Origin of the sequence: Kribbella sp. NBC_00359 (assembly GCF_036097425.1) — a bacterium.
Lineage (GTDB): Bacteria > Actinomycetota > Actinomycetes > Propionibacteriales > Kribbellaceae > Kribbella.
The window spans coordinates 7,083,163-7,109,854 of the sequence record NZ_CP107975.1 but is presented as its reverse complement, the minus strand read 5'-3'; the positions used below and the strand labels follow the sequence as shown (position 1 = coordinate 7,109,854).

24 protein-coding genes are annotated in these 26,692 nt (G+C 69.8%); 13 read left to right on the top strand and 11 right to left on the bottom strand.

All coding sequences use genetic code 11. The annotated features are described in order from the left end of the window. Positions 1-26 precede the first annotated feature (26 nt). The 5 genes from OG876_RS34550 to OG876_RS34530 form a co-directional block, all read right to left on the bottom strand. Positions 27-1,721, bottom strand: a complete 1,695-nt coding sequence (locus OG876_RS34550) for an MFS transporter (protein ID WP_328520891.1) — start codon at positions 1,719-1,721, stop codon at positions 27-29. Further along, a complete protein-coding gene (locus OG876_RS34545) occupies positions 1,718-2,425 on the bottom strand; it encodes an LppX_LprAFG lipoprotein (protein ID WP_328520890.1) in 708 nt (235 codons plus the stop codon). Before OG876_RS34545 ends, OG876_RS34550 begins: the two co-directional genes overlap by 4 nt. Positions 2,426-2,429: 4 nt before the next feature. Beyond that, positions 2,430-4,880 (bottom strand): DNA gyrase/topoisomerase IV subunit A, encoded by a 2,451-nt coding sequence (locus OG876_RS34540; protein WP_328520889.1) that lies wholly within the window; start codon positions 4,878-4,880, stop codon positions 2,430-2,432. A gap of 134 nt (positions 4,881-5,014) precedes the next feature. Continuing rightward, on the bottom strand, positions 5,015-6,952 hold the full coding sequence (locus OG876_RS34535; protein ID WP_328520888.1) for an FtsX-like permease family protein: 1,938 nt from the start codon (positions 6,950-6,952) through the stop codon (positions 5,015-5,017). Further along, complete coding sequence (locus tag OG876_RS34530) at positions 6,952-7,719, bottom strand: ABC transporter ATP-binding protein (protein WP_328520887.1); 768 nt, start codon at positions 7,717-7,719, stop codon at positions 6,952-6,954. Before OG876_RS34530 ends, OG876_RS34535 begins: the two co-directional genes overlap by 1 nt. A 109-nt stretch (positions 7,720-7,828) precedes the next feature. Here OG876_RS34530 and OG876_RS34525 point away from each other — a divergent pair, with 109 nt between their 5' ends. The 4 genes from OG876_RS34525 to OG876_RS34510 are packed head-to-tail and all read left to right on the top strand — an operon-like array spanning position 7,829 to position 10,591. Then, complete coding sequence (locus OG876_RS34525) at positions 7,829-9,103, top strand: sensor histidine kinase (RefSeq protein ID WP_328520886.1); 1,275 nt, start codon at positions 7,829-7,831, stop codon at positions 9,101-9,103. Beyond that, on the top strand, positions 9,085-9,738 hold the full coding sequence (locus tag OG876_RS34520) for a response regulator transcription factor (protein WP_328520885.1): 654 nt from the start codon (positions 9,085-9,087) through the stop codon (positions 9,736-9,738). Before OG876_RS34525 ends, OG876_RS34520 begins: the two co-directional genes overlap by 19 nt. 12 nt (positions 9,739-9,750) lie before the next feature. After that, a complete protein-coding gene (locus OG876_RS34515; protein ID WP_328520884.1) occupies positions 9,751-10,152 on the top strand; it encodes a CoA-binding protein in 402 nt (133 codons plus the stop codon). A gap of 16 nt (positions 10,153-10,168) precedes the next feature. Further along, on the top strand, positions 10,169-10,591 hold the full coding sequence (locus OG876_RS34510; protein ID WP_328520883.1) for a TIGR03667 family PPOX class F420-dependent oxidoreductase: 423 nt from the start codon (positions 10,169-10,171) through the stop codon (positions 10,589-10,591). An 8-nt stretch (positions 10,592-10,599) separates the two neighbouring features. Here the strand turns inward: OG876_RS34510 and OG876_RS34505 are convergent, their stop codons facing one another. Genes OG876_RS34505 through OG876_RS34495 form a run of 3 tightly spaced genes read right to left on the bottom strand, consistent with a single transcriptional unit; the run spans position 10,600 to position 13,652 of the window. Continuing rightward, positions 10,600-10,848: a DUF2630 family protein gene (locus tag OG876_RS34505; protein WP_328520882.1), complete on the bottom strand. Its 249-nt coding sequence runs from the start codon at positions 10,846-10,848 to the stop codon at positions 10,600-10,602. A gap of 37 nt (positions 10,849-10,885) precedes the next feature. Then, the gene (locus tag OG876_RS34500; RefSeq protein WP_328520881.1) at positions 10,886-12,595 is read right to left on the bottom strand and encodes an AMP-binding protein; all 1,710 of its coding nucleotides are present in this window, start codon (positions 12,593-12,595) and stop codon (positions 10,886-10,888) included. Positions 12,596-12,605: 10 nt separating this feature from the next. Next, a complete protein-coding gene (locus OG876_RS34495; protein ID WP_328520880.1) occupies positions 12,606-13,652 on the bottom strand; it encodes an SLC13 family permease in 1,047 nt (348 codons plus the stop codon). Positions 13,653-13,695: 43 nt separating this feature from the next. Here OG876_RS34495 and OG876_RS34490 point away from each other — a divergent pair, with 43 nt between their 5' ends. Next, on the top strand, positions 13,696-16,422 hold the full coding sequence (locus tag OG876_RS34490; protein ID WP_328520879.1) for a bifunctional acetate--CoA ligase family protein/GNAT family N-acetyltransferase: 2,727 nt from the start codon (positions 13,696-13,698) through the stop codon (positions 16,420-16,422). A gap of 12 nt (positions 16,423-16,434) precedes the next feature. On the opposite strand, the gene OG876_RS34485 is transcribed toward OG876_RS34490, so the two are convergent. Further along, a complete protein-coding gene (locus OG876_RS34485; RefSeq protein ID WP_328520878.1) occupies positions 16,435-16,947 on the bottom strand; it encodes a DUF2087 domain-containing protein in 513 nt (170 codons plus the stop codon). 57 nt (positions 16,948-17,004) lie between these two features. On the opposite strand from OG876_RS34485, the gene OG876_RS34480 reads away from it, so the two are divergent. The 5 genes from OG876_RS34480 to OG876_RS34460 all read left to right on the top strand — a co-directional run bounded on the left by OG876_RS34480 (position 17,005) and on the right by OG876_RS34460 (position 22,357). Continuing rightward, the gene (locus OG876_RS34480) at positions 17,005-18,060 is read left to right on the top strand and encodes a P1 family peptidase (RefSeq protein WP_328520877.1); all 1,056 of its coding nucleotides are present in this window, start codon (positions 17,005-17,007) and stop codon (positions 18,058-18,060) included. Between the two features lie 108 nt (positions 18,061-18,168). Continuing rightward, positions 18,169-18,903: an ABC transporter ATP-binding protein gene (locus tag OG876_RS34475; protein WP_328520876.1), complete on the top strand. Its 735-nt coding sequence runs from the start codon at positions 18,169-18,171 to the stop codon at positions 18,901-18,903. Between the two features lie 5 nt (positions 18,904-18,908). Further along, positions 18,909-20,546, top strand: a complete 1,638-nt coding sequence (locus OG876_RS34470) for an FtsX-like permease family protein (RefSeq protein WP_328520875.1) — start codon at positions 18,909-18,911, stop codon at positions 20,544-20,546. Positions 20,547-20,616: 70 nt separating this feature from the next. After that, positions 20,617-21,228 (top strand): DUF5998 family protein, encoded by a 612-nt coding sequence (locus OG876_RS34465; protein ID WP_328520874.1) that lies wholly within the window; start codon positions 20,617-20,619, stop codon positions 21,226-21,228. Positions 21,229-21,232: 4 nt separating this feature from the next. Further along, the gene (locus OG876_RS34460; protein ID WP_328520873.1) at positions 21,233-22,357 is read left to right on the top strand and encodes an alkaline phosphatase family protein; all 1,125 of its coding nucleotides are present in this window, start codon (positions 21,233-21,235) and stop codon (positions 22,355-22,357) included. Between the two features lie 16 nt (positions 22,358-22,373). Here OG876_RS34460 and OG876_RS34455 read toward each other — a convergent pair whose 3' ends face one another. Then, positions 22,374-24,017, bottom strand: a complete 1,644-nt coding sequence (locus OG876_RS34455; protein WP_328520872.1) for a S8 family peptidase — start codon at positions 24,015-24,017, stop codon at positions 22,374-22,376. A gap of 98 nt (positions 24,018-24,115) precedes the next feature. On the opposite strand from OG876_RS34455, the gene OG876_RS34450 reads away from it, so the two are divergent. After that, a complete protein-coding gene (locus OG876_RS34450) occupies positions 24,116-24,769 on the top strand; it encodes a thymidine kinase (RefSeq protein ID WP_328520871.1) in 654 nt (217 codons plus the stop codon). Next, complete coding sequence (locus OG876_RS34445) at positions 24,766-25,611, top strand: sulfurtransferase (protein ID WP_328520870.1); 846 nt, start codon at positions 24,766-24,768, stop codon at positions 25,609-25,611. Before OG876_RS34450 ends, OG876_RS34445 begins: the two co-directional genes overlap by 4 nt. A gap of 65 nt (positions 25,612-25,676) precedes the next feature. Here OG876_RS34445 and OG876_RS34440 read toward each other — a convergent pair whose 3' ends face one another. Then, positions 25,677-25,904: a VOC family protein gene (locus OG876_RS34440; protein ID WP_328520869.1), complete on the bottom strand. Its 228-nt coding sequence runs from the start codon at positions 25,902-25,904 to the stop codon at positions 25,677-25,679. On the opposite strand from OG876_RS34440, the gene OG876_RS34435 reads away from it, so the two are divergent. Next, the gene (locus tag OG876_RS34435) at positions 25,853-26,647 is read left to right on the top strand and encodes an alpha/beta fold hydrolase (RefSeq protein ID WP_328520868.1); all 795 of its coding nucleotides are present in this window, start codon (positions 25,853-25,855) and stop codon (positions 26,645-26,647) included. The two genes, OG876_RS34440 and OG876_RS34435, sit on opposite strands and share 52 nt — an antisense overlap. Positions 26,648-26,692 lie beyond the last annotated feature (45 nt).

Below are 26,692 nucleotides of genomic sequence, written 5' to 3'. Positions count from 1 at the left end.
GGTGAGACGGCTGTCCCTCATGATGATCAGGATGTGTGCACAACGCCACGTCGGCCGAGCAGGAGTGCGGCCACGAGGGCCGCCAGGAAGGCGCTGACGGCGGCGCCGGCGAAGATGGTGTGAACTTGTGAAACGGCGGCATCGCGGAGCGCGTCGACGAACGGGCGGCAGTTGCCGGGCGACTTCGGGCACAGTTCGTTCGGGGAGGGGATGTCGTCGGCGAGCGCGAAGTACCGCCGCAGGCCGATGGCTGTGAGGGCGGACACTCCGACCAGCATGCCGACCATCCGCGCGACCACGACCAGCGCGCTGACCAGGCCGTGACTGTCGGCCGGCGTGGCACCGAGCATGGCGGTGTTCACCGGAGACAGCGCGAGCCCGAAGCCGAAGCCGCAGAGCAGGAGTACGACGGTCGCCGGCCAGTGATCGAGCGCAGTACGGCTCCAGAAGGCCATCAGCACAAACATCGCGCCGGACAACCCGAGCCCGGCACCCGTGATCAGGCCGAGGCCATAGCGCCGAGTCAGCCAGCCGCCGACGACCGCGCCGACCGGCAGGGCGATCAGGAACCGCAGCAGCACCAGAGCGGCGGCCAGTTGCCCCCCGCCCCGGGTCGTGCGGGCGAACACGGGTACGTCGACCAGCGCGGCGATCAGCGCACATCCGACGAGGAAGCTGACGACCAGCGATCCCCAGGCCGGCCGTGCACCGAGGAGACCGTGCGGCACGATCGCCCGCGTCGTACGGCGTTGCCAGACCGCGAACGCGATCGCGAAGACCGCGGCGGCGAGCAGGAGCCATGGGCCGGCCGGCGACATCAGCTCACGCTCGGGGTCGGCGGTCGCGAACGCCAGGACCACACCCGCAAGGGCAAGCGCCAGGAGGACGGCTCCGACGAGGTCGACCTGGGCCAGCACGGTCCCCATCCGGCCGCGGCTGCGCCACACGACCAGACCGAGCCAGAGCAGACCCAGCACCAGGGTGGCGACTCCGATCGGCGTGAGCAACCGGGAAGACCCGGTGAACGGCACGAATGGCACGCCGAGCGTTACGCCGGTTGCCAACCGCTCGGGTGCGGTGAGGGTCAGCCCAAGGGCAATGCAGGCGAGCACCCCGACGAACGCGGACACCGGCGGTGGTCGCCGTCCGCGCAACAACAGGGCCAGCACGACAGCGACGGTGAGATTGAGCCAGAAGATGTACCGCCAGTCCGCGATCGCCAGTACGGCGGCGCCGAGGAGTGGACCGAGCACCGCGCCCAGCTCCTGCACCGCACCCACAACACCCAGCGGAAGGCCTCGCCGCTCAGCCGGCCACAGATCCGCCACCAGGGCCAGCGTGGCCGGGACCAGGCCACCACCGCCGACGCCCTGGAGAAACCGACCGGTCACCACCAGCGGCAGGTCGTACGCCCCGGCTGTGATCAGCGAGCCGACCGCGAACAGCAGCAACGCACCGACCAGCACCGGCGTCCGCCCGACCACATCGGCGATCCGCCCGATCAGCGGCAGCACCGCGATGTACCCGAGCAGGAACCCGGAGATGATCGGCGCCGCCCGCTGCAGCTCGTCCGCCGACAGCCCGACCCCGGCCATCATGTCCGGCAGCGCGAGGACGACGACGTACGTGTCGGCCGCCGCGAACGCCACCGCGATGGAGGCCAGGGTGAGTCGGGTCCTCGGGTTGCTCACCGGCGCCGGGCGGCCGACGGACGAGCTCACGGCTTGGTGATCTCGATCTTCTCGCCGTACTTGTCGAGGGTGACGTCGTAGCTGCTGGTGGCGTCGCCGTAGAACGGACCGCTGATGGTGGCGGAGACCAGTTGCTTGGTGTCCTTGTCGATCTTGAACGAGCTGGGGAAGTCCTTGTCCGCGGGGGCCTTCGGGAAGATGCCCTGCAGGGCCTGGCCCGGGATCGAGCCGGTGACCTCGGTCAGGACCTTCGCTCCGTCCCGGCTCTCACCCTTCACCTTCGGGTCCTTCACGGCCGTCAGCAGCGACGACAGGCCCTTCGCCGGGTCCAGCAGGACCGCCGGGTCGGGCGCGCCGAGACCGGCCAACTGCGACGGCGGGAGCTCGATGTAGCTCGGGGTGAACGACAGCTTCGCGTAGACCTTGCTGCCGACCGACACCACCTGGGCGTCGATCGGTGCGCCGTTCGAACGGACCGTCAGCTTGCCCTTGAACGCCGGGGCGTGGGTGGCGACTCCGTCACCACTCGCCAGCGTCTGTGCGTTGTCCGGCAGGTCCCGCCCGGTCAGCACGATGTGCACACTGGCCGCGTCGTCGATCGACTTCTTGGCCGCGGTCAACAGCGCGACCGCATCATCGCCGGACTGACCGTCGCCCCCGCCGGAGTCCTTCTTGTCGCTGCAGCCCGCCAGCGCTACCACGAGCACCGCGCAGAGCGCGAGCAGTCTCTTCACAGGGTCAGCCTGCCAGATCAGGAGCGCAGGCCGCGATCGGCTGAGCCACCGGAACGCCGGAACCGTCGCGCCGCATGTCGATCGGCGGCAACTCGACCGGAGCACCACTGCTCGCGCTCGCCCGAACCGGCGCCGAACCGACGAACCCGAGCAGCAGCCCGTCCTCGCCCTTCAGCAACCGCTGGCACCGCACACCACCAGTGCCACGGCCCTTGCCCGGGTACTCGTTGAACGGCGTCACCTTCACCGCACCGACCTCGGTCCCCGGCAGCGCCGACGACGAGCCTGCGATCGTCACGACCTGCGCCTCGCGACCGGTGTTGACGGCACCGAAGAAGACCACCTTCGCCCCGGTGGTCAACCGGATGCCGGCCATGCCACCCGCGGTCCGCCCCTGCGGCCGCACCACCGACGCCGGGAAGTGCAGCAGTTGCGCGTCCGACGCGATGAAGCACAGCTCCTCGTCGCCCGTGGTCAGCTCGACCGCGCCGATCACCTCGTCGCCGTCGTTCAGCCGGATGATCTCCCACGAGTCGCGGTTGCTCAGGTGGTCCGGTATGACGCGCTTCACCACGCCGCCCGTCGTCCCCAGGGCGACGCCGATCGAGTCGGGATCCATCGTGGTCAGCGCGAGCGCCTTCTCACCCGGCTCCAGCGAGACGAACTCCGCCACCGGCGCGCCACCCTGCAGGTTCGGCGCGTTCGCGGTCGTCGGTACGGCGGGCAGGTCGAGCGACTCGAGCCGGATCAGCCGGCCCGTACTGGTGATCAGCCCGTACTGACCACGCGCCGTGCTCTTCACCGCGGAGACGATCGCGTCGTGCTTCGCCCGGGTGTCACCGGTGCCGAACGGCTCGACGCCGTTCGTCCGCGCGAGCAGGCCGGTCGAGCTCATCAGGATCCAGCACGGGTCGTCGGTGACCTCGAGCGGCACGGCCGCCGTCTTGGTCGCACCGGACGACTCGAGCAGCACGGTCCGCCGCGGGGTGCCGTAGGTCTTCGCGATCTCGGCCAGTTCGTCGGACACCGTCTTGCGCAGCAGCGCCTCGTCCTCGAGGATCGCGGTCAGCCGCTCGATCTCACGCTCGAGCTCACCCTTCTCGGTCTCCAGTTCGAGCTTGGAGTACTTCGTCAGCCGGCGCAGCGGCATGTCGAGGATGTAGTTGGCCTGCACCTCGGACAGGTCGTAGATCTCGATCAGCCGGCCACGGGCCTCGGCCGCGTCGTCGCTGCCGCGGATGATCTGGATGACCTCGTCGATGTCGAGGATCGCGATCAGCAGACCGTCGACGATGTGCAGCCGGTCCTGCGCCTTCTGCCGGCGGAACTCGCTGCGCCGGCGGACCACGTCGTACCGGTGGTCGAGGTAGACCTCGAGGAGGTCCTTGAGCCCGAGGGTGCGCGGCTGGCCGTCGACCAGGCAGACATTGTTGACGTGGAAGGCGTCCTCGAGCGGGGTCAGCTTGTAGAGCTGCTCCAGCAGGGCCTCGGGGACGAAGCCGTTCTTGACCTCGATCACCAGCTGGGTGCCGTGGGTGCGGTCGGTCAGGTCCTTGACGTCGGCGATGCCCTGCAGCTTCTTCGCCTGGACCAGGGTCTTGATCTTCTCGATCACCTTCTCCGGGCCGACGGAGTACGGCAGTTCGGTGATGACGATGCCCTTGCGCCGCGGGGTGACGTTCTCGATCCGGGCGGTGGAGCGCATCTTGAAGCTGCCGCGACCGGTCGCGTACGCGTCCTTGATGCCGTCCAGGCCGACGATCTTGCCGCCGGTCGGCAGGTCCGGGCCGGGGACGAACCGCATCAGGTCGTCCAGGGTCGCGGTCGGGGTCTTGATCAGGTGCCGCAGCGCCTGGATCACCTCGACCAGGTTGTGCGGGGCCATGTTGGTCGCCATCCCGACCGCGATCCCGGTGGCGCCGTTGACCACCAGGTTCGGGAAGGCGGCCGGCAGCACCGACGGCTCTTCCTCCTGGCCGTCGTAGTTCGGCCGGAAGTCGACGACGTTCTCGTCCAGGCCCTGCGTCATCGCCATCGCCGGCGGCGCCATCCGGCACTCGGTGTACCGCATCGCGGCGGGGCCGTCGTCGAGGGAGCCGAAGTTCCCGTGGCCGTCGATCAGCGGGACCCGCATCGACCACGGCTGCGCGGTCCGGACCAGGGCGTCGTAGATCGCGCCGTCGCCGTGCGGGTGGTACTTACCCATGACCTCACCGACGACGCGGGCCGACTTCACGTGCCCGCGGTCGGGGCGGATGTTGTTCTCCGCCATCGAGAACAGAATCCTCCGCTGGACGGGTTTCAGCCCGTCCCGCGCGTCCGGCAGCGCCCGGGCGTAGATCACCGAGTAGGCGTACTCCAGGTAGCTGGAGCGCATCTCGTCGGAGACATCGACGTCGAGGATGCGCTCCTCGAAGTCCTCGGGCTCGGCGGTGGTGCTGCTACGGCGTGCCATGCGGGTCTGCGAACTCCTCGATCAAAACCGGTACGGCGCCGCGACGGTCCGGCGCCGTGCCCATTGTCCCTGGTAAACGATGGTTTCCCCGGCCACGACCCGCCCGCCCGGTGGTCGAAGCGCCCGATACCGGTCTACTCCACCGCCGCGGACGGCTGCGACCGGCGCAGGATGTACGTCGTCGGGGCCAGAGCGGACCCTACCGCCAGGCCCAGACAGATTCCCGCGATCCCCAGCAGAACCGCCCACGGCACGGTGACGGGTACGTCGGCCACCCCCGACGTCATCGCGTGCCGGATCAGGATCCCGACCGTCACGGTGATCGCCGTACCGAGCGTGAGCGCGACCGCACCGACCAGCGACGACTCCCACAGGACCATCCGGCGAATCTGCGCCGGCGTCGCCCCGAGCAGCCGCGACGTGACGAACTCGTGCCGCCGCTGCAGACTCCCCATCAGCAGCGTGTTGGCGATCGCGATCGCGCTGTAGAGAGCGGCCGGGCCGAGCAGCAGGATGAGGCCGAACTGGTTCCCCTTGCGGACACCGTCAGCCTGCTCCGCCTCCCAGTCGGCGGCCGGCACGGCGTGGTCGATCGTGCTGACCAGCGACGCCGCGTCCACGCCATCGGCCGGCAGCACGAACAGGCGGTCGGGCTTGGCGGTCGGTGCGTGCTTGCGGGCGAGGTCCAGCGGGATCAGCAACGACGGGTTCACGCCCATGGCGTCCGGCAGGATCGCGACGATCTTCAGCTTCGCGGCGGTCCTGTCCAGGAAGGTGACCGACACCTCGCCGCCCACCCGGTAGTGCTCGAAGCCGGACATTTCCTTGCTGACAGCAACGGTATTGCCGGTGAGGTTGCCGAGGTCGCCGGACAGGGGAGTCAGGTCGCGGGTCCTGGCGGCAATCGCCGGGTCGATACCCTCGGCGTCCTCGAGTCGGGCGTCGTCCCGGCTGATCCGGACCAGCTGCAGCGGCAGCCCGGCGTCGACCGCACCCACCCCAGGGACCGTGGAGAGATCGGCCGCCTCAGTCACGACGACGGGCGCGCGAAGGGTATCGCGGATGGTCGCGGCGGCGCTGTCCGCGGCGAAGCTGAGGCTGAGGACCATCGAGCCGGCGATCGCGGAGATGGACAGAATCGGTGCCGCGAGCGATGCGCTGCGCCTGGGCGCGGCGACCACGTTGCTCCGGGCGAGCCGCCCGGACACGCGCGTCCAGGCGACCAGTGGCAGCGCCCACAGCCGGCTGATCCACGGCACCACGAGCGGCGCGAGCAACGTCAAAGCGATCACCATCACCATCGGCGTGAACATCGCCAGCGGTACGGCGCCCTCACCGGTCGACGGCCGGATGAGCGTCAGCATCACGATCGCCCCGGCCATGAACAGCAGCCCGAAGACGACCCGCACCGGCCCGATCCGCGGCGGCTCCAGCGCCGCCTCCCGCAGCGCGTCGATCGGACCGACCCGGCCGGCCCGGCGAGCTGCGGACCGGGCGCCGAGCATCGCGACCAGCAGCCCAGCCCCCACCGCGATCGACAAGGGCACCCACGGTGACGCCGTCTCGAGCTTCACCGGTGCCAGCTCCGTGTACGACGCCCTCCGCAGCAGCATTGGTGTCGCCAGTTGGGCGAGGACCGCACCCGTGAGCGACGCAGCCAGCGCGACGACCAGCGCCTCGCCGAGAACCATCCGCCGGATCTGTCCCGGTGTCGCGCCGATCAGCCGCAGCAGCCCGAGCTCGCGTCGCCGGGACGCCACCGCGAACGCGAACGTACTCGCGATGACGAAGATCGTGATGAACCCGCAGATCACGCCGACGAGACTGAGTACCGTCTGCAGCCCGGACACGTCGGCGTCGGACATCGGCACGCTGACCTGCCGGGGCGCAGCGTCGTCACCGCCGAGTGTGGTCACGACGATCTTCGCCGCGGCCGGCCCGTGGTAGGCGATCGTGGCGGCTGTGGCTGTCGCCGCCAGACCGAGCAGGAACACGCCGACGGCGAGTGCCACGAACGAACCGGCGTACAGGGAACGATGGCGGCTGACGGTCTGCCGGCTGAGATGGAACATCACCGCTCCAGGTCGCTCATGGCGGCGGCGATCTGGGCCGGCATACCGCGGTCGAGGTGACCCGCGATGAGGCCGTCGGACAAGAACAGCACGCGCTCGGCGTACCCGGCGGCGACCGGGTCGTGGGTGACCATCACCACGGTCTGCCCGGCGCGGTCGGTTGCCTCGCGCAACAATGTGAGGATCTGCCGGCTGGTCCCGCTGTCCAGGGCTCCGGTCGGCTCGTCGGCGAAGAAGACCGACGGCCGGGTGATCAGGGCCCGCGCGATCGCGACCCGCTGCTGCTGACCACCGGACAACTCGGCGGGCCGCCGCTTGGCCTTGCCCTGCAGCCCGACCTGGTCCAGCACGCGGTTCACCTCGTCCCGGCTCGGCCGACGACCGGTCAGCCGCAGCGGTAGCGCCACGTTGTCGTACACGGTGAGTGAGGGCAGCAGGTTGTAGGCCTGAAACACGAAGCCCATCTCGGCCCGGCGCAGTTTGGTCAGCGCGACCTCGTTGAGTCCGCTCAGGGTCACACCGCCGAGTACGACGGTGCCGTTGGTCGGCTGGTCGAGTCCGGCGGCGCACTGCAGCAGAGTGGACTTACCGGAGCCGGACGCTCCCATCACGGCCGTGAACGAGCCCCGGGCGAAGTGGTAGGTCACGCCTCGCAGCGCGTCGACCGCTCCGGCCTTGGAGCGGTAGGTCTTGGTGATGCCGTCCAGCAGCAGAGCCGGCGGCTCGGTGGGTACGACACTCGGGTACGTCGGCGCGGTAGCGGTCATGGTCCCAGCCAACCGCCGTACGCCGCTCCGCACCCTGGCCTGCGGAGGACACCTGGAGTAGCGCGCACGCTACCGTCCTGGGAGACGTACCACCCCTAGGGTTGGCAGTGTGGAGAGACCGACGACTACCTGGGCCGCACTCGCGTCGTCGCGGTATCTGGTGTCGTCGTGGCCGTGGCGGAGCTATGCCTACCTGTTCACGTCGGTGCCGGTGGGTGTGCTGACGATCGGCGTTCTCATCGGTGCCGCGGCGGCCGGCGCGGTGCTGAGCCCGATCCTGATCGGCGTCCTGCTGCTCACCGCCTTCCCGCTCCTCGGCGTGCTGATCGGCCGGGTCGAGCGGTGGCGCGCCCGCCTGGTGCTGATCGACGGCATCAGCAGTCCGCACGCGACCATGCCGTCCGCGCTCAGGCGGCGGGACAAGCTGAAGTTCCGGCGCCGCGAGCAGGCTTCCCTGCGCGCGCTCGGGTACGGCTTCGTGCTGGGCGTCTTCATCTGGCCGCTCAGTGCGTTGATAGCCGGGATCAGCGCGACGGTCCTCGGGATCACCTTGGCCGCGCCGATCATTGCCAACAGCGAGCAGATGGGCATGGGGCCATGGACTCTGGACACTGCGGCGGAGGGTCTCATCTTCCTGGTCGCGTTCGGTCCGCCCTTCTTCGTGGTCAGCTCGTATCTGGTCGGTGTGGTGGCCGGCGCGGAGGCATCGTTGGCGAAGGCGATGCTGGGACCTCGACAGGAGGAACTGCAGCGGAACGTCGCCGAGCTGCGCAGGTCCCGGCTCGACCTGGTCGACGCCTTCGAGACCGAACGCGTGCGGATCGAGCGGCATCTGCACGACGGCGTCCAGCAGCGGCTGGTCGGACTCACGATGACGCTCGGGCTGGCCGAGCTCGACCTGCCGGAGGGGGAGGGCCGGCGGCTGGTGGTGAAGGCCCACTCCGAGGCCGAGGCGGCGCTCGCCGATCTGCGCGAGGCGGTCCGGGGGATCCACCCGCGCGTGCTGGTCGACCACGGGCTGGAGGCCGCCGTACGGGAGGTGGCGGACCGGAGTCCGTTACCGGTGACGGTGCAGCTGGCGTTGCCGTCGCGGTTGCCGCCGCCCATCGAGGCGGCGGCGTACTTCGTGGTCAGCGAGGCACTCGGCAACGTGGCGAAGCACGCCCAGGCTTCGAGCTGCGGGGTGACCGGCCGGGTGGAGCGTGATCAGCTGATCGTCACCGTGACGGACGATGGGATCGGCGGCGCGAAGGTGGGCGCGGGGACGGGACTCACCGGCTTGGTCACGCGGTTGGACGCCTTGGGAGGCACACTCGTCGTCGACAGCCCGCCCGGTGGGCCGACCCGACTGCGGATGGAGTGCCCGTGTCGACTCGGCGACTGAGCATCGTGCTGGCCGAAGACTCGCTGTTGCTGCGGGAGGGACTGGCCAGCATCCTGGACCGCGCCGGGCACGAAGTACGGGACACCGTCGGGGATGCGGACACGCTGCTGGCCGTCGTACGCAAGGAGCCGCCGGACGTCGTCATCACCGACGTTCGGATGCCGCCGGGGCACAGTGACGAGGGCCTGCGGGCGGCCGCGGCGATCCGGGCCGAGTTCCCGTCCATCGGGATCCTGGTGCTGTCGCAGTACGTCGCCGACGCGTACCTCTCGTCGTTGCTCGAGACAACGACCGGCGGGATCGGGTATCTGCTGAAGGACCGGGTCGGTCACGTCACCGAGTTCCTCGAGTCGCTGGACCGGGTCGCGGACGGCGGGACGGTGGTCGACCCCGAGGTGGTCCGGCAACTGCTCGCCCGGCGGCGGAACGACGGGCCGCTGGCCGCGCTCACCCCGCGTGAGCTGGAGGTGCTCGCGCTGATGGCCGAGGGCCGGGTGAACGCGTCCATCGCAGATCAGTTGGTCGTGAGTGAGGCCGCCGTACGCAAGCACGTGGGGAACATCTTCGCGAAGCTGCAGCTGGACGACGGCCTGGATCGCAGGGTCTCCGCGGTGCTCACCTATTTGCGTGGTTGAGACAATGGACTCATGGACGCTGATATCCGGAAGATTCTGGCGGACTGCCAGACGTGGGCTGTGGTGGGGCTGTCGAACAACACCAGCCGGGCGGCGTACGGCGTGGCGCGGTTCCTGCAGGGGCACGGGAAACGCATCGTGCCGGTGCATCCGTCGGCGGAGTCCGTGCACGGCGAGCAGGGGTACGCGACGCTCGCGGACATCCCGTTCCCGGTCGATTGCGTGGACGTGTTCGTCCGGTCCGAGCTGGCCGGCGACATCGCGGACCAGGCGGTGGGAATCAACGCGAAGGCGGTGTGGTTCCAGCTCGGTGTAGTGGATCCGGACGCCTACACACGCACGACCGCGGCAGGCCTGACCATGGTGATGAACCACTGCCCGGCCATCGAGTGGGGGCGGCTCGGGCCATCCTGAGACCTTAAGGGGCCTGATGTTCACGATCGACACGTCAAGCGACTTCGGCAAGCGGATCGCCCGGCAGCTGGACGACGAGAAGGTGCTCTGGCTGACCACGGTCGCCAAGTCCGGTACGCCGGCTCCCAAACCGGTCTGGTACCTCTGGCACGACGGCCAGATCCTGGTCAGCAGCCAGCCCGGCACCGCGAAGGTGCAGCACGTCGTCTCGCGCCCGCGAGTCTCGCTGAACTTCAACGCGACCCACACCGGCGGTGACGTCGGCGTACTCACCGGCGACGCCGTCATCGACGACAGCGGTCTGACTCCCGAGGAGCTCGCGGCGTACGACGCGAAGTACGCCGACGACATCACCCGCCTCGGGATGACCCCGGACCAGTTCCACGCGAGCTATTCGGTCCTGGTCCGGATCACCCCGGACAATCTGCGCGGGTTCTAGGACGCGCCTTAGTTGAGGTAGCCCTCGACGGTGTCGGCGGAGCGGGCCTGGGCGGTGTCGGGGTTCTCGCCGTACTCGCGCTTGGCGCGACGCTGGCGGAGCAGGTCCCAGCACTGGTCGAGCTCGACCTCGAGGGCCTGCAGGCGCGCGTGCTCGTCGGTGTCGGTGATCTGGCCGGCGGCATGCCTGGTGCGCAGCTCCTTCTCCTCGGCGACCAGCTCGTCGATCCGGCTGAGGAGGCTCTTGTCATCGGTCATGAGGAAACGGTACGCCCGTGCTCCAGCCCGCCAGGTGTCAGCCTTCCTTGAAGTCGGCCTCGTCGTACGCGTGCTGGGTCTCGGAGCCACTCTCGACTTTCGCGGCCTCGTCCGCCCGCAGCTCGACCCGCCGGATCTTGCCGGAGATCGTCTTCGGCAGCTCGGCGAACTCGATCCGCCGGATCCGCTTGTACGGCGCCAGGTGGGCACGGCAGAACTGCAGGATCTCGCCGGCCAGCTCACGCGACGGTTCGTGACCGGACGCGAGCACGACGTACGCCTTGGGGACCGCGAGCCGGACCGGATCGGGCGACGGTACGACGGCCGCCTCGGCGACTGCCGGATGCTCGATCAGCACCGACTCCAGCTCGAACGGCGAGATCCGGTAGTCGCTGGCCTTGAACACGTCGTCCGAGCGTCCGACGTAGGTGATGTAGCCGTCCTCGTCCCGGCTCGCGACGTCGCCGGTGTGGTAGAAACCGCCGCGCATGACCTCCTGGGTCAGCTCGCGGGCGTCGCGGTAGCCGCGCATCAGCGGGACCGGCGCGGGCGCGAGCTCGATGCAGATCTCGCCGTCGTCGCCGATCTCGTCGGTGGCCGGGTCGAGCAGCGCGATCGAGTATCCGGGCAGCGGCCGGCCCATCGATCCGAGCTTGACCGGCTGACCCGGCGGGTTGCCGATCTGAGCGGTTGTCTCGGTCTGGCCGTACCCGTCCCGGATGGTGATGTCCCACGCGTTCCGGACCTGCTCGATCACCTCGGGGTTGAGCGGCTCACCGGCCGAGATGCACTCCCGGATCTGGACCTTCACCGCGGACAGATCGGCCTGGATGAGCATCCGCCACACCGTCGGCGGTGCGCAGAAGGTCGTCACGCCGTACGTCTGCAGGACCTGCAGCATCTTCTCGGCGTCGAAGCGCGTGTAGTTGTAGAGGAAGACGGTCGCTCCGGCGTTCCACGGCGCGAAGACGTTGCTCCAGGAGTGCTTCGCCCAGCCGGGGGAGGAGACGTTCAGGTGGACGTCGCCGGGCTGGAGACCGATCCAGTACATCGTCGACAGGTGGCCGACGGGGTAGCTGACCTGGGTGTGTTCGACCAGCTTGGGCTGGCTCGTCGTCCCCGAGGTGAAGTACAGCAGCAGCGAGTCGTCAGCGGCGGTATCCACTTCCGGCACGGGTCCGTCGTACGAAGCCAAGTCGTCGTAGTGCAGCCAACCCTCGACCGGCGTGCCGATGGCGACGCGGATGCAGTGGTCCGCGATCCCGGCGTATCTGCCGGCCTCAGAACTACCGGTGACCACGGCCCGGACGCCGCCGCGGGTGATCCGGTCGGCCAGGTCGGCATCGGTGAGCAGCGTGGTCGCTGGGATCATCACCGCGCCGGCCCGGATGCAGCCGAGCATGACCTCCCAGAGCGGGACGGTGTTGCCGAGGACGATCAGCACCCGGTCGCCCGGCTTCAGCCCGGCCGCGGTGAGCCAGCCGGCGACCTTGCGGGACCGCTCGGCCATCTCGGCGTACGTGCGCGAGTTGACCTCGCCGTCCTCCTCGACGATCGTCAGCGCGGCGACCTCGGGCTGCTCGACCGCGAGCGCGTCGAACCAGTCGCGGGCCCAGTTGAACCGGTCGAACGACGGCCAGTTGAAGTCCCGGTACGCCGTCTCGTAGTCCTCCCGATGCGCGACCAGGAAATCCCGCGCCTCCCGGAACTCCCGCGTGACGTCCGAAGTGCTCTGCTCCGTAGCCATGTCCCGCACATTACCCATTCAGTACGAGAACGGACCCCGCAACGACGAGTGGCGTCAGGATCATGCCGCGCCACAGGAACGACCACCACGAAATGTCGACGCGGGCGGCGTCGCAGCGGGCCCGCCAGAGCAGCGTCGCGAGCGACCCCCAGAGGGTCAGAAGGCAGCCGCAGTTCACGCCGATCAGCAGCGCCATCATCCGGTGCGGGTCGCTGGAGGCGACCGGCTCCATCGCCAGGTACGCCGGGAGGTTGTTGAACAGGTTGCTACCGACCACCCCGGTCGCACTCAGCCGCAGGTCCGAGGTAGTCCCGGCGACCCGGCGGAGCAGCTCCTCCAGGCCGTGATCGGTGAGGAATGCGACGAAGGCGAACAGCACGACCACTCCGATCACCAGCTTGGCCGGGATCAGCGACCACCGCAGCGCGCTCCGCCGCCGGACCGCGAACAACACGACCAGGATGATCGCGCCCACACTGGCCGGCCAGGCGACCTCGATCCCGGACACGAAGGCCGGACCGAGCAGCACGCAGACACCTGCCGAGCCCCAGAACAGCACCTTGTCGTCCACCTCCGGAGTCCGCGGTACGACGTACGTCCGGCGCAGATCGCGGTGGAACAGGACGGCCAGCACGGTGACCGTGATCAGGATCGCGGCGATCGCGGGTCGCCAGCTCACCGCGAGGTACGAGACGTCCAACCTGTGGAACTGGTGCAGCGCGAGCAGATTCGTCAGGTTGGACACCGGGAGTAGCAGCGACGCGGTGCCGGCCAGCCAGACGGTGGTGAACGCGAACAGCTTCGGCGGGATGTCGAGCTGGCGGGCCATCGCGAGCACAACGGGGGTCAGCAGGACCGCGCAGGTGTCCAGCGACAGCACGATGGTGAGCCCGGTCGCGAGGGCGACTACGAGGAGCCACAACCGCCAGACCCGGCCGCGCGCGAGGTGAGCGGCTTCCCGGGCGGCGACCTCGAACAGCTTGGCCTTGTCGGCCAGTTCGGCGATGACGGTCACGGCGATCAGGAAGACCAGGACGGGCGCGATCCGCGCGACCAAAATTCACCACCTTCTATCAGGCCGTTTTGAGTAGGCTGACCAAGTGACCCCGCCGGATGATGAGGAGCCGCAGCAACCGGCCCAGTATGACCCGCACCACCCGTCCGGCTATCCGGGCGATCTCGAGGCGGACGTCGTACTGCGGGACGGTGCCACCGCGCATCTCCGGCCGATCGCGCCGGCCGACGCGGACCTGATGGTGTCCTTCTACGCCCGGGTGTCGGAGCAGTCGAAGTACTACCGGTTCTTCGCCCCGTACCCACAATTGTCCGATCGGGACGTGGCGAGGTTCACACAGGTCGACTACCACGATCGGCTGGCGCTGATTGTGACCGTCGGTGACGAGATGATCGGCGTCGGACGGTACGAGCGGACCGGACGGCGTACGGCGGAGGTCGCGTTCCTGATCGAGGACGCGCACCAGGGCCGCGGCCTCGGACAGCTCCTGCTGGAGCACCTGGCGCAGGCGGCCCGGGAGAACGGCATCGCGCATTTCGTCGCCGAGGTACTGCCGGACAACCGGAAGATGATCACGGTCTTCACCGAGGCCGGCTACAAGGTCGCCCGCGAGTTCGAGGACGGCGTGATCGTGGTCGAGTTCGACATCGCGCCGACCGACACGTCCTTCGGGGTGATGCAGGCCCGGGAGCAGCGGTCCGAGGCGCTCTCGATCGCGCGGTTGCTGACGCCGTCGAGCGTCGCGCTGATCGGTGCCAGCCGGCGTGAGGGCACGATCGGGAACGCGCTGCTGCGCAACCTGCGCGACGGTGGCTTCCCGGGCCGGTTGTACGCCGTCAACACCGACACGAAGGCGGACGAGATCGAGGGTGTACCGGCGTACCCGACGATCCGCGAGGTCGAGGACACGGTCGATCTGGCCGTGGTCGCCGTGCGGGCCGAGATGGTCGCCGACGTCATCCTGGACTGCGCGGCCAAGGGCGTGCGCGGGCTGGTCGTGGTGTCGAGCGGGTTCGCCGAGATCGGGGACGAAGGGCGGAAGCGGCAGCGGTACCTGGTGGGTCTGGCCCGGTCCTACGGGATGCGGGTGATCGGGCCGAACGCGCTCGGGGTGATCAACACCGCGCCGGGAGTCGAGCTGAACGCGACGCTCTCGCCGGTGATGCCGAGCCGCGGCCGGGTCGCGTTCTTCTGCCAGTCCGGTGCGCTCGGGGTGCCGATCCTGGCCGACATGGCCGGCCGTGGCCTGGGGTTGTCGAGCTTCGTGTCGGCCGGGAACCGGGCCGACGTCTCGGGCAACGACCTGATGCAGTACTGGTACTCCGACGAGGCGACCGAGGTCGTCCTGCTGTACCTGGAGTCGCTGGGCAATCCGCGCAAGTTCAGCCGGGTGTCGCGGCGACTGGCCGGGCGGAAGCCGGTGGTCGCGCTGAAGTCGGGCCGGACCACCCAGGGCGTGCCGGTCGGGCAGATGGTCCGGCGCAGTCAGTTGCCCCCGGCATCGATCGAGTCGATGTTCCGGCAGAGCGGGCTGATCAGGGTGGACACCACCGGCGAACTGTTCGACGTCGCCCAACTGCTCGCGCACCAGCCGCTGCCGAAGGGCCGGCGGGTCGCGATCGTCAGCAACTCCGACGCCTTGACCCTGCTCGCCCTGGACACAATGGCCGGTTGCGGCCTGGAGGTGGCCGGCGAGCCGCGGAACCTCAGCGCGGACGCGACCGCGGCGGACTTCGGCGCGGCGCTGGGCGACGTGTTCGGCGACGATCGGGTGCACTCGATCGTGGTGATCTACACGCCACCGGTGCAGTCGAACGGCGCGGAGGTCGCGCAGGTCCTGGCCGCGGCGGCCGCCGGCTCGAAGAAGCCGGTCGTGTCCACCTTCCTCGCATCCCGCAGCGTGCCCGCGGAGCTGCGGGTGCCGGACGCCGATGGCGGCGCGGCCCGTGGATCGATCCCGTCTTTCCTCAATCCGCAGTACGCCGTCGGCGCACTGGCGAAGGCGACACAGTACGCCGAGTGGCGGCGGCGGTCGGACAGCCGGATCCCCGACCTGCCGGACATCGACACCGCCGGCGCCGAGGACTTCGTCGCGGAGTACCTGCAACGGCACCCGTCCGGCGCCGACCTCGAGGACGCCGACCGGCAGCGGCTACTCAGCTTCTACGGGATCCCGGTGCTGCCGGCGTTCCCGGTGCTCAGTGCGGATGAGGCGGTCGCACGCGCCGAGGACCTCGGCTACGAGGTGATCCTGAAGGCGACCGCCGAGCAGTGGCGGATGCGGCCGGACCTCGCCGACATCTGGCGGCACATCCACGACGAGGACGACATGCGCGCCGCCTGGGCAGAGATGACGCAGACCTTCGGGGTCGCGTCGGATCCCGCCCGGGCGCAGTTCGTCGTCCAGAAGATGGCGCCGCCCGGCGTGCCGGTGGTCATCTCGGCGTTGGAGGACGTGTCCTTCGGCCCGGTCGTCACCTTCGGCCTGACCGGTGTCGCGACCGACTTGCTGGGCGATCGCTCGTACCGGATGCCGCCACTCACGACCCGCGATGCCGCCGAGATGGTCCGCGAGGTGCGCGCGGCCCCGCTGCTCTACGGCTACCGGGGCTCGGACCCGGTGGACATCCCCGCGATCGAGGCCCTGCTGCACCGCGTCTCCCGGCTGACCCTCGACCTCGAGGAAGTCGTCCGGTTGGACCTCCGTTCGGTGCTGGCCGCCGCGCAGGGCGCGACAGTGCTCGACACGAGCATCCGGATCGCTCCCAACGAGAAGCCCCGCCAGGACACGTCGGCCCGCCGCCTCACCTGACGGCAGCGCACGTCACGACCGGCGCGTGTAGATGCTGCTGGCGCGATCGAGCAAGCGCGCGTCGACGAGCTGGCGCCTGAGGGCGGCGTGGTCCGGGTGCCACCGGTTGAGGATCTCGTTCACCTCCGGCTCCGGGTAACTGCGCCCGGGCTCGAAGCTGGTGACCAGGTACTCCAGGACGATCCGGAGCTTCTCCGGATGGGTCGGGAAGTGCGTCAGCCGGCCGTCCCGGATGAACGACCTGAGGACGGCGTCGCGGTCCGGATCGGGGTCGAGCGGCACCCGCTCCGGGCGACTCTCCCGCACCGCGTCCTTGAACGCCGCCTCGTCGGCCTGCAGACCGTCGCCGGCAGCCGTGATCAGCCCGCCCTTGGTCAGCCGCTGGAGCGCCTTGACGACGACCGGCGCGGGGAGTCCGGTGCTGCCGGCAACCTGATCCGGAGTCGTCGCGCCGAGGACGACGGCGGAGTACGTCCGCAGCCTCGACGGTTCCGCGAGCAGACCACAGAGCTGATCGGCGTTCATGCCATCCACGTTAATGTCGCCCGCAACCGGATTTCGCCCGAGTGTTAGACATTCACCATGACGATGCAGCCGGGTCCGCAGAACGCGATCACCGATGTCCCTGGAGTCCTGGTCGGCCAGGTCGAGCGGGTCGACGCGCCGTACCTGACCGGTACGACGGTCGTCCATCTGCCGGCCACAGCCGTGGCCGGTGTCGACGTCCGTGGTGGCGCGCCCGGAACGCGGGAGACGGATCTGCTCGAGCCGGTGAACTCCAACGCCGGTGTGAACGCGATCGTGCTGACCGGCGGCAGCGCGTACGGACTGGACACGGCCGGCAGCGTGATGCGCTGGCTCGAGGAGCGTGGTGAGGGCGTCCGGGTCGGGCAGGGCGACAAGGATGTGGTCCCGATCGTGCCGACCGCGGTGATCTTCGACCTCGGTCGCGGCGGTGACTTCCAGGCCCGGCCCGAGCCGGACTGGGGCGCCCAGGCGATCGCGGTCGCCACCGACGGTCCGGTTGCCCTAGGCAACCATGGCGCCGGCGCCGGGGCGCGCGCCCGGTCACTCAAGGGCGGCGTCGGCTCGGCCAGTGTCCGGCTGGATGACGGTACGACGGTCGGCGCGCTGGTGATCGTGAACGCGGCCGGCTCGACGGTCGATGCCGACGGCAACCTGTACGGCGCTCGCTACGGCCTCGGTGACGAGTTCACGCACCTGCGGACTCCCACCGAGCCGCCTCCGCCGGCCGCACCTGGACGCAACCTGATCCCTGGGCCGCCGATGAACACGGTGATCGCGGTGCTGGCGACCGACGTACCGCTGGACAAGGCGGCGACACGGCGGATGGCGATGGTCGCGCACGACGGGCTGGCCCGGGCGATCGACCCGATCCACACGCTGGTCGACGGCGACAGCATCTTCGCGCTGTCGACCCGGAGCGACGACGGGCCGCGGCTGAGCGTCACGGATCCGACCGCGATCGGGCAACTGGAGACGGTCTACGCCGCCGGCGCCCGGACACTGTCCCGCGCGATCGTGCACGCGATGCTCAACGCCGAGTCGGTGGAGACCCCGGCCGGCACGATCCCCAGCTATCGCGACGCCTATCCCTCTGCCTTCCGGACCGACTGACGTACGACCCCGGTCGTACGCGCGGATGGTGAAAGGCGCCGGAAGACGACGGTAAGACCGGACCGCGGGCCGACGATCCGAGGCACCGTCCGCGACAGGCTCTGCGGTATGAGCTTCCAGAGTCCCCAACCACAGGTCGTCCTGAGCGGTCACGCCCTGGTCAAGTACTACGGCGATGTCGTCGGCCTGGCCGGCGTGGATGTCGCGGTCCGGTCCGGTGAGGCGCTCGCGGTCATGGGCCCGAGCGGTAACGGCAAGACCACCTTGCTTCACGTCCTTGCCGGCATCCTCACGCCGGACCAGGGCGAGGTCTGGCTGGGCGGCGAACGCGTCGACCAGCTGAACGACGCGGCCCGCACAGTGCTTCGACGTCGCCGACTCGGCTTCGTCTTCCAGGACAACCAGTTGCTCGCCGAGCTGCCCGCCGACGAGAACGTCGCCCTGCCGTTGATGGTGGACGGGCTGAGCCGGCGGGACGCGATCGGCCGGGCCCGGATGATGCTCGCCCAGGTCGGGCTGGCGGCGGAAGCCGGGCGGCGCCCGGGCGAACTGTCCGGCGGTCAGGCGCAGCGCGTCGCGATCGCGCGCGCACTGGTCGGCGAGCCGCAGGTGGTGTTCGCCGACGAACCGACCGGTGCTCTGGACGCGACCACCGGCTCCCAGGTGATCGACCTGCTCGTCGGCGCGGCCACGCATCGCGGCGCGGCGGTGGTCGTCGTCACCCACGACAACGCGGTCGCCGCCCGCTGTCATCGGGTCCTGCGCATCGTCGACGGCCGGGTGAGCGAGTCGTCGGGTGCCGAGTCGAGCGGTCAACCGCTCGGATGGGCGACCGGCCGATGAACCCGATGACGGATCTCGGGCTGCGGTTCGTCCGCCGTCCAGGGCCTGGTGGCCGGGCGGCGAACCTCGCCGCGCTCGGTGCGACCGCGGTCGTCGCCCTGCTCGTCACCTTCCTGATCGCCGGTTCGCTCGGGCTGGCCCATCGCTCCGACCGGATCGGCTGGCGCAGCTCCGACAAGGCCGACCCGGCGACGGCGATCGGAGCCATCGACCTGACCGACGAGACGGTCGACGGTCACCCGATGATCCGCCTCGACCTCGCGACGCTCCGCCCCAACGAACTCCCGCCACCACCCGGCCTCGACCACACCCCGAGGCCGGGCGAGGTCTTCGTCTCGCCCGAGGTCGCCAAGCACTGGTCCAGCCTGAGCAAGCAGTACGGCGTGGAGAAGCCGGCCGGCGTGATCACCGACAAGGGGCTGTCCTCGCCGGAGGAGTTCATCGTCATCCGTGGCGTCGACTCACTCCGGCCCGACGACCATCCGCAGTACGTCAGCAGCTGGAACGACGACGTTATGGACAGCCGCATGCTCGGCCTCCTGATCGCCGTGGCCTTCGGCATCATCCTGGTGCTGTTCCCGATCCTGAGCCTGGTCGGTCAGGCCGCCGGCGTCGCGGCGAAGCGCCGTGAGCATCGCCTGGCTGCACTCCGCCTCGCCGGTGCCACCAGGACACAGGTGCTCTGGCTGAGTGCGGTGGAGCAGGCAGTACTCGGTCTGGCCGGTGCAGTCATCGGTCTCGTCGGCTACACACTGCTGAGTCCACTCATCGCCCGCATCCCGCTGGGCGGCGGACGCTGGTACGTGCACGACATCACGGTGAGCTGGTGGAACGTGCTCGTCGTACTGGCCGCCGTACCTGTCCTGTCGGTGGTCAGCGCGTTGATCGGACTCGGCCGGGTCAGCATCACGCCACTCGGCGTCGTACGCGGTCAGACTCGCAAGGGGATCAGTGTGCTGCGGCTGGGACTGTTGCTGATCGGTCCGATCGTTCTCGCGTACTACGGGATGCAGGCGGCTCTGATCCCGTTGCTGATCGGTGTGGGCTTCGCGGCGCTCGCGGTACGGGTGATCGGGCCGTGGGCGGTGCAGGTGATCGGCAAGATGCTGGCGAGCCTGGCCAACGGTCCGGTGGCGCTGCTCGCGGGACGGCGACTGGCCGACGACCCGAAGGCCGCCTTCCGTCCGGTGGCGGCGCTGGTGCTGAGTGGGTTCGTCACCGGCTTCATCTCGGTCTTCATGCCGCCGGGGAAGGACGACCCGACGTTCCACGACCTGCGCATCGGAGTCGCACTGCTGCTGGCCCTGGTGTTCATGACCGTGGCCGCATCGACAGCTGCAGGTGCGGTCGGTACAGCCCTCGACCAGGCCGCGCCTGCCCGTGCGTTGCGGCGTTCTGGTGTGCCGTTGCGGGTGATCGAGCGGTCGGCGCGACTCGCCGCCGTCGTACCTGTCGTCGGGGTCGGATTGCCGGTCGTCGGGTTCGGTGCGCTGTGCGGGCTCGCGCTCAGTGGTGGCAAGGTGATCACGCAGGGGAGTTCCGGCGTACTGCTGCTGATTGGTCAGGTCGTCGCCGGGCTCGTGCTGGTCGCGGTGGCGGGCGCCGCCGGTGCACCGGTGCTGCGGAAGGCGAGCGCGAACTGATCGCCGTCGTCCACTGTGCTCGTCCACAAGGGGAAAACGGCGAGGGCCGCGTCCGTGGCAGGATGAGGGCATGCGTGACCTGAATGCCCCGGAACTCGCGGACGCGTCCGCAGCCCTGCGCGAGGCGATCGACCGGTGCGGCTACTACCCAGACGTCGTGACGGATTCGCTCGCGGTGGCCATCGCCGGCGAGCCGATCCGCGCGTTCATGCTGCAGCACGAGCCGACGTTCGACCGGGACGAAGTCCGGCGGCACATCACGATCCTGGCGCTCACCCCGACCCGGCTGATCGTGGGCCACACCGATGAGCATGCGGCCGACGAGCTGATCCGCGCGCCGTACGCGTCGACCTCGACCGAAGCGATTCCGCTGCAGCGGGTGAACGCGGTGGTCGTGAACCGGGTGGTTCCCAACCCGGCCGGCTACGCCTCCGGCAAGTCGGACCCGGCGGTGGCCGGCGGCGGTGAGGTCGTGCTCACGATCGGCTGGGGCATGGTGAACCGGATCGACCTGGAGCCGGCCGTCTGCGCCGACCCGAACTGCGAGGCCGACCACGGTTACACCGGATCCGTCGCGGCCGACGACATCTCGCTGCGGATCAGCGCCGCCGCGGACGGCCCGGCCGGGATCCAGCAGGTGCTCGAGTTCGCGCAGGCCCTCTCGTTCGCGACCAGCAGGTAGTGCGGTGATCGTGCCGGTGGAGCCGCAGTACGGCGGTGGCTCGCTCGCCGACGTGCTCCCATCGGTCGCCGGTGCGCTGTCGGTCCCCGGCGAGCAGAACGCCCTCGGCCTCCCGCCTTCACCGCGGTACGCTGTCCTACTGCTCGACGGACTGGGGTGGAACCTGCTCCAACGGCACGCGGATGCCGCGCCGTACCTGGCGTCATTGCTGCCGACCAGTCGCAGCCTGACGGCCGGAGTGCCCTCGACCACTGCGGTCAGCCTCACCAGTCTCGGCACCGGCCTGCCGCCCGGCTCGCACGGCATCGTCGGCTACACCTCGATCGTGCCGGAGACCGGTGCCTTGCTGAACGCCCTGTCCTGGGACGCGCCGGTCGACCCGCGCCGCTGGCAACCGCATGGCACGGTCTTCGATCGCGTCGCCGCTGCCGGCGTTGCCACGCGCAACGTGAGCAAGGCACGTTTCGACTCGTCGGGCCTGACGGCCGCGGCGTTCCGGGGGAGTGCCCACAGGGGTGCGGACACCATCGAGGACCGGCTGGACGCGACTCGGTTCGCGAGCCGTGAAGGTCGTTCGTCGCTGGTGTACGTGTACGACTCGCAGTTGGACTACACCGGTCATCAGCAGGGCAGCGAATCGTGGCAGTGGCAGAAAGAGCTGGCCGCGGCGGACATGTTCGCGCAGCAAGTCCGGTCCGCCTTGCCGCGCGACGCCGTACTGCTCGTCGTCGCTGACCACGGGATGGTGGACGTGGCGCCGGAGCACCGCGTCGACCTCGATGCCGAGCCCGCTTTGACGGATGGCCTGCGACTCATCGGGGGCGAGTCACGCTTCCGGCATCTGTACTGCCTCGCCGGGGCAGAGGCCGACGTCATCGCGGCCTACCGCGAGCGGCTGGGGGACAAGGCGCTCGTACTGAGCCGGGATGATGCGGTCGCGCGTGGATGGTTCGGTGCCGTCGAGGACCGGGTTGCGCCGCGCTTGGGCGACGTCATGGTCGCCGCACTCGGACCGGTATCGCTGGTCGCGAGCCGCCGGTACCCGCACGAGGCCGGACTGATCGGGCTGCACGGCTCGCTCACCGACGACGAGATGATGATCCCACTGCTCGTCGACACCGGCCGCTAGCCCCGGACGTCCGCGGCTAGAAGCTCCAGACGTCCCAGAAGAAGCTGGTCTGCGCCGTCTTCGCCTCGCCGTCCCGGGCGACGACGGTCACCTTGTAGCGTCCGGAGCCCGGGGTGAGGACTCCGGTGATCCAGCCGCGCTCGGGGTCGATGCTGAGCCCCGGCGGCAAGCCCGCCGCCGAGTAGCTGATGTCGCCCGTGCCACCGGTCCCCTTCATCAGCAGCGGAATCGCCGGCACTCCGCCGAATCCGAGCTGCTCCGACGGCTCGGTGATCGCCACCGCACCCTGCGGCTGCGCGGCCGCGGCACCGACCGCCTCCGCCGCGTCGACCATGCCCTCGCCGTAGAAAGAGTTGTTCGCCGCCGAGCCGACGCACTGACCGGACGAGCCGGCCGGGCAGGCCAGGTCGTTCGCCTGCTGCGCGAGCCGGGCACGCACCTGCGCCGGGGTCAGTCGGGGATCCACGCTCCGCAGCAGGGCCGCGACGCCGGCGACGTGCGGCGACGCCATCGACGTACCCTCGAGCACCTTGTAGGCGCCGCCCGGGACGGTCGAGTAGACGCCCTGACCGGGGGCGGCCAGATTGATCTTGTTCTCACCGAAGTTGGAGAACTGCGACTTGGTGCTGGTCGAGTCGACGGAGGCCACCACGACCACGTTCGGCAGCTCGGTCGGCAGGCTGATGCAGTCGTTGGTAACCGTGCGCGGGGACGGAGTCGAGTCGTTCGGGCTGGACTCGTCGTTGGCCTTGTCCGCCAGGTCGTAGTCCTCGTTGCCGGCCGCGGCGACGCTCACCACGCCCTTCGAGTCCGAATACGCGACCGCCCGGCGGACCGCCTCGGCGATCGCATCCTGGTCCTGGTCCGTCGGGCAGAGGAACAGCCACGGGTCGACGTAGTAGCTGTTGTTGGTGACCGAGACACCCTTGTCGGCGGCGAACATGAACGCGCAGACCGTGTTCTCCGGGAAGAACAGCTGGCTGTCGGGCTCGGCGACCCGGATCGACGAGATCTTCACGCCAGGCGCGACGCCGATCATGCCGATCCCGTTCCGGGCCGCGGCGATGGTGCCGGCGACGTGCGTACCGTGCTCGCCGACCGGCCGCCAAGCGCCGGGCCGGGTGTCGGCCTTGCCGTAGGCACAGGACGCCGACTTGCCGGCGTCGAAGTTCGCCTTCAGGTCCGGGTGCTGGTCGTCCACGCCGGTGTCGAGCACGCCGACCGTGACGCTCTTGGAGCCGGGGTTCTTCTGCCACGCCCGGTCCGCGCCGATCTGGGTCATGTCGCCGCGATCGATCTCGGGCGCGGTGGTGGCCGCCTCGGGCACCACGGGCGGGATCGCCGGGTCGTCGACCTCGGTGGGCAGGTCCGAGGTGCGGGTGGCGCCGGCCTCCTGGACACCGTCGACACCGCGCATCTTGGTGGCGAAGTCGGTCGCCGCCGAGTGCGCCACGATCACCCCGATCGCGTCGTACGTCGCGTAGACGGTGCCGCCGTTCGAGCCGACCGCGCCGGTGACCTTTCCGGTCTGGCCCGGCTCGGTGATGACGAAGTACGCGCGGAGCCCGGCCTGCGCCCGGACCGGCGTCGCCGCGGCCGGCAGGGTGGCGGTGGCGGCGACGAGACAGGCCGCGAGGAAGAGGACCAGAGCTTTGCGCACGTTCCATTCAAACCGCCCGGAGGCCCAGAACCCAAGCCGGGCCCTCCGGCACACCCCGGCGTGCGGGGTGATCCGCTGACTTGGCAGGATGTGCGCCCGTGGCTGAGCTGCTCTATTTCACCGGGACCATGGACTGCGGCAAGTCCACGCTGGCGCTGCAGATGGACCACAACCACAAGGCCCGGGGCCGGCTCGGGCGGATCTTCACCAGCCACGACCGCGCCGGTGAGTCGGTGTTGTCGTCCCGGCTCGGACTCGCCGCCGAGGCGGTCGAGGTGCGGCCCGAGTTCGACTTCTGGGACTACGTCGTGAACGAGCTGACCCAGGGCGGCCGGATCGACTATGTGGTGTGCGACGAGGCGCAGTTCTACAGCCCGCTGCAGATCGAGCAGCTGGCCCGGCTGGCCGACGAGCTGCAGATCGACGTGTTCTGCTTCGGCATCCTGACCGACTTCCGGGCGACGCTGTTCCCAGGGTCGGCCCGGTTGGTGGAGCTCGCCGACCGGATGGAGCTGCTGCAGGTCGAGGCGCTGTGCTGGTGCGGTGAACGAGCCACGCACAACGCCCGTACGATCGGTGGGGAGATGGTGACCGAGGGCGAGCAGCTGGTGGTGGGTGACATGGTGACGCTGGACCACGAGGTCTCCTACGAAGTGCTCTGCCGCCGGCACCACCGCCGCCGCCTCACCCAAGCCCGCGCCCGCGCCACCCTGTCACCTGAAGTACTGCCTTTCGGAGGAGCCGCCTCATGAGTTCTTTGATCACTGTCGACGAACTGCGGGCTGCGGATCCGAAGCCGGTGTTGATCGACGTCACCTGGAACCTGGCCGGTCCTCCTGGCAAGGAGGTGTACGACGTGGGCCACCTGCCGGGAGCACACTTCGTCGACCTGGACACCGAGCTGGCCGGCCCGCCCGGACCCGGTCGCCACCCGTTGCCCGAAGCAACCACCGTGACAGCCACGTTGCGGCGGGCCGGCGTGACCTCCGCCGACACCCCCGTGGTCGTCTACGACGCCAGCACTTCGATGGCGGCCGCACGAGCCTGGTGGGTCTTCCGCTACTTCGGCCTCACCAACGTCCGGGTCCTCGACGGCGGCCAAGCCGCGTGGCAAGCCACCGGCGAAGCCCTGACCACAGAAGTTGGCCCCACCACCGCCGGCAGCAGCCCTGACGACCTCTCCGGCGGGTTCACCGCGACGCCCGGCCACCTGCCCATGCTCGACGCCGATGGCGCGGCTGCCGTTGCGGCGTCCGGCGTACTCCTGGACGCCCGGGCGCCCGAGCGCTTCGCCGGCGAGGTCGAACCCATGGACCCGGTCGCCGGCCACATCCCCGGCGCCACCAGCGCCCCCACCACCCAGAACGTCGACGAGACCGGCCACTTCCTCCCCGCCGCCGAACTCCGCGAACGCTTCGAAAAGCTGGGAGCGACCGCCAGCACCGAGGTCGGCGTCTACTGCGGCTCCGGTGTCACCGCCGCCCACGAAGCCCTGGCCCTCGAGGTGGCCGGCCTCCCCGCCACCGTCTACATCGGCTCCTGGTCCGAATGGATCACCGACCCCACCCGCCCGATCGCCACCGGCAAGCCCTGAGCCGTCAGCACCACCCACTCGCCGAGAGCCGGGCGCCCGGCCGTCCTGCGCTGAGCAGCAGCGGGCTAGTGCGGCCCGGCGAGACCGATCAGGTTGCCTTCCGGATCGGTGAACTGACCGACGACCAGCTTCCCCGGTACGCCGTCCGGCCCGAAGACCCGCTGTCCGCCGAGCGCCTCGGCCTGGTCCAGCGCGGCTCCGACATCATCCACACCGACATAGAACAGCGCCTTGGGCTGAAGTGCCGCGCCACCACCGACGCCGCCGTTCAGGCCGGCGACGCTCGCATCCACGAAGCCGTACGAGCCTGCTTCGGAGACCTGTCCTGCTGCTGCACGGCGGGGGAGTCACCGCCGACAGCTGGCTGGCACAGGCTCCGGCACTGGCCGAGCGGTACCGGGTCCTGATCCCGGAGCGCCGCGGTCACGGCCGCAGTCCCGATGTCGACGGTCCAGTGACGATGGAGATCTTCGCGGCAGACACCGTGGCCTTCATCGAGGCCCTCGAGCTCGGTCCAGTGCATGTGATCGGCTGGAGCGACGGCGGCAAGGTCGGCATCAGCCTCGCACTCAGCCGTCCGGAGCTGGTCCGCAAACTGGTCCTGATCGGCACCGAGCTCACCCATGCCGGCGGCACCGCCGCCAACCAGGCGCTGCTGCGGCCCGAAGGTCTCGAAGTCCTCAAGGAGACCTTCCGCCAGCAGTACGATCCGCTGTCGCCGGACGGTCCCGGGCACTTCGACGTGGTCTTCGCCAAATGGGCGCGCATGTGGGACACGCTGCCCGACGTCGTCCTCACCGACCTCAAGGCCCTGCCGATGCCGGTCCTGCTGATGCAGGGTGACGACGACTGCGTCCGGATCGAGCACACCGCCGAGGTCGCCCGCGCGATCCCGGACGCCCAGGTGGCCGTCGTACCGGGGACCTCGCACGGACTGCCGCTGGAGAAGCCCGGGCTGGTCAACAGCCTGCTGCTCGACTTCCTGGCCGACCCGCAGCCGCCCAAGTTCATGCCGCTGGGCGACCTCAACCCCTGAGCGAAAGCGCTGCAGCAATTGCCTCCCTTTTAGGCATTGAATTAG

Bases quoted from the DNA above. Each gene is read 5' to 3' on its own strand.
- OG876_RS34475 (WP_328520876.1), top strand. From the start codon at position 18,169: ATGAGCTTCCAGAGTCCCCAACCACAGGTCGTCCTGAGCGGTCACGCC.
- OG876_RS34510 (WP_328520883.1), top strand. From the start codon at position 10,169: ATGTTCACGATCGACACGTCAAGCGACTTCGGCAAGCGGATCGCCCGG.
- OG876_RS34470 (WP_328520875.1), top strand. From the start codon at position 18,909: ATGACGGATCTCGGGCTGCGGTTCGTCCGCCGTCCAGGGCCTGGTGGC.
- OG876_RS34485 (WP_328520878.1), bottom strand. From the start codon at position 16,947: ATGAACGCCGATCAGCTCTGTGGTCTGCTCGCGGAACCGTCGAGGCTG.
- OG876_RS34540 (WP_328520889.1), bottom strand. From the start codon at position 4,880: ATGGCACGCCGTAGCAGCACCACCGCCGAGCCCGAGGACTTCGAGGAG.
- OG876_RS34445 (WP_328520870.1), top strand. From the start codon at position 24,766: ATGAGTTCTTTGATCACTGTCGACGAACTGCGGGCTGCGGATCCGAAG.
- OG876_RS34500 (WP_328520881.1), bottom strand. From the start codon at position 12,595: ATGGCTACGGAGCAGAGCACTTCGGACGTCACGCGGGAGTTCCGGGAG.
- OG876_RS34530 (WP_328520887.1), bottom strand. From the start codon at position 7,719: ATGACCGCTACCGCGCCGACGTACCCGAGTGTCGTACCCACCGAGCCG.
- OG876_RS34535 (WP_328520888.1), bottom strand. From the start codon at position 6,952: ATGTTCCATCTCAGCCGGCAGACCGTCAGCCGCCATCGTTCCCTGTAC.
- OG876_RS34505 (WP_328520882.1), bottom strand. From the start codon at position 10,848: ATGACCGATGACAAGAGCCTCCTCAGCCGGATCGACGAGCTGGTCGCC.
- OG876_RS34515 (WP_328520884.1), top strand. From the start codon at position 9,751: ATGGACGCTGATATCCGGAAGATTCTGGCGGACTGCCAGACGTGGGCT.
- OG876_RS34465 (WP_328520874.1), top strand. From the start codon at position 20,617: ATGCGTGACCTGAATGCCCCGGAACTCGCGGACGCGTCCGCAGCCCTG.
- OG876_RS34480 (WP_328520877.1), top strand. From the start codon at position 17,005: ATGACGATGCAGCCGGGTCCGCAGAACGCGATCACCGATGTCCCTGGA.